Source organism: Streptomyces spiralis, from assembly GCF_014654675.1.
Lineage (GTDB): Bacteria > Actinomycetota > Actinomycetes > Streptomycetales > Streptomycetaceae > Streptomyces > Streptomyces spiralis.
This window is the reverse complement of sequence record NZ_BNBC01000102.1, coordinates 7,242-9,050: the sequence shown is the minus strand read 5'-3', so window position 1 is coordinate 9,050 and position 1,809 is coordinate 7,242. Positions and strand designations below refer to the sequence as shown.

The following is a 1,809-nucleotide window of genomic DNA, read 5'->3' as shown; positions in this document are numbered from 1 at the left end:
GGCTCCTCCAACGTCAAGCTCAAGGTCGTGGCGATGTCCACCCCGAAGGCGGGCGCCGACCACTACCTGGAGGTCAGCTTCACCACCGGCGCAGGAACCCTCGCCACCGGCAAGTCCACCGGCGACATCCAGGCTCGCTTCAACAAGAGCGACTGGTCCAACTTCAGCGAGAGCGACGACTACAGCCGCGGCACCAACACCGCCTACGCGGACAGCACCAAGGTGACGGGCTACGTGGGCGGCACCCTCGCGTGGGGCACCGAACCGTAGGCCCCCTCGCACGTCCGGTGGCGGGAGGAGAAGGCCCGTCCATGTCCCTCCCGCCACCGGGTTCCAAGCACGCCGCCGGCACACGCATGTGACGGCTGCCGCAGTCCCGCCTCCGGCGCACCTCGCGCACGCTCGGAAGGAAACCGCCATGCCTTTCCCCCTGCCTCCGCCACGATCACGGCCGTCCGCGTCCGCCGCCGGGAAACCGGTCCGCTCCTCGCGCGGCAAGCGGCTCGTGTGCACGCTGGCCGCACTCGTCACCGCCGCCTCCGGGCTGCTCGCCGTCGGGGCGGCCTCGCCCGCTCTCGCGGCGGGCACGGGCACCCTGGACCAGCTGGCGGAGGCCCAGGGCCGCTACTTCGGTTCGGCCACCGACAATTCGGAACTCTCCGATACCTCGTACACCGCCGTCCTGGGCAGCGAGTTCGGCGTGATCACGCCCGGCAACTCGATGAAGTGGGACACCACCGAGCCGCAGCAGGGCCAGTTCAACTTCAGCGGCGGCGACAAGATCGTCGACTTCGTCCAGGCCCACAACCAACGCGTACGCGGTCACACCCTGGTCTGGCACAACCAGCTGCCCGGCTGGGTGAGCAGCCTGCCCTCCGGCCAGCTCCAGGCGGCCATGGAGAACCACATCACCAAGGAAGTCAGCCACTACAAGGGCGAGATCTACGCCTGGGACGTGGTCAACGAGCCCTTCAACGACGACGGCACCTTCCGGAGCTCCCCGTTCTACAACGCCATGGGGCAGGCGTACATCGCGGATGCGCTGCGCACCGCGCACGCGGCCGACCCGGCCGCCAAGCTGTACATCAACGACTACAACACCGACGGCACCGGCGCCAAGGCCGACGCCATGTACCGGCTGGCGAGCGACCTGAAGAGCCAGGGCGTGCCGCTGGACGGCATCGGCTTCCAGGGGCACCTGGCCATCCAGTACGGCTTCCCCACGAACATGCGCCAGAACCTGCAGCGCTTCGCCGACCTCGGGCTCGATGTCGCGATCACCGAGCTGGACGTGCGCATGCAGCTGCCCTCGGACGCCACCAAGCTCGCGACCCAGGCCGACTACTACCGCCAGGTCACCCAGGCCTGCCTCGGCGTCTCCCGCTGCGTCGGCATCACGGTGTGGGACTTCGACGACAAGTACTCGTGGGTTCCCGGCACCTTCCAGGGTGAGGGAGCCGCCTGCCTCTACGACGAGAACCTGCAGCCCAAGCCCGCGTACGCCGCCGTCCGCGACGCCCTCGCGCCCGCCGTGTCCGACACGACACCCCCGACGGCGCCGACGGGCCTCGCGGTCTCCGGCACCACGGACACCTCGGCGTCGCTGAAGTGGTCGGCGTCGACGGACGACGTGGGTGTCACCGGCTACGACATCTACCGGGACGGGACGAAGGCGGGCAGCAGCACCTCGACGTCCTTCACCGACAGCGGGCTCACGCCGTCCACCACGTACACGTACACGGTCAGGGCGAAGGACGCGGCGGGGAACGTGTCGTCGGCGTCGGCGGCCGTCACCGCCACCACCCAGGC

At 69.6% G+C, this 1,809-nt stretch carries 2 protein-coding genes; both read left to right on the top strand.

Annotation, left to right across the window (positions count from 1 at the left end):
• The coding region (locus IE318_RS43750) for a cellulose binding domain-containing protein (RefSeq protein WP_506005428.1) at positions 1 to 270 on the top strand (270 nt) is incomplete at its 5' end.
• Positions 271 to 418: 148 nt separating this feature from the next.
• Positions 419 to 1,809: endo-1,4-beta-xylanase (locus IE318_RS43745; RefSeq protein ID WP_189908393.1), on the top strand; the 1,391-nt coding region annotated here is incomplete at its 3' end.